This is a genomic window from Microbacterium sp. A20, from assembly GCF_004794515.1.
Lineage (GTDB): Bacteria > Actinomycetota > Actinomycetes > Actinomycetales > Microbacteriaceae > Microbacterium.
This window is the reverse complement of record NZ_SSDF01000001.1, coordinates 1-292: the sequence shown is the minus strand read 5'-3', so window position 1 is coordinate 292 and position 292 is coordinate 1. Positions and strand designations below refer to the sequence as shown.

1 pseudogene is annotated in these 292 nt (G+C 64.4%); it reads right to left on the bottom strand.

Annotated elements, in window-relative coordinates:
* A pseudogene (locus DW298_RS00005) lies at positions 1-192 on the bottom strand (HNH endonuclease); the annotation flags it as partial.
* Positions 193-292: the final 100 nt, after the last annotated feature.

Sequence of the window (292 nt, the reverse complement as noted above, 5' to 3'; positions counted from 1 at the left end):
TCGTGGGGTGCGGGTGGGGTCGACGTGCGGGGGTGGGAGGAACCACACTCGTCCCCCGGTCCCGTATCGGGGATGGTCGATTCGGATGTCCCATCCGTTGTCGTGGATGCGGTGGTGACACGTCTCACACAGCAACACCCCGTTGCTGAGGTCGGTGGGTCCGTGGTCTCGTTTCCACCAGCGGATGTGGTGCGCTTTCGTCGGTCGTCGGGATCTATCTGATTACCGACACCCGCGACGTCCTTGTGCACGATGAAGCGGTTGGCCGCGGTGCACGGCTGGCCGATGTTGC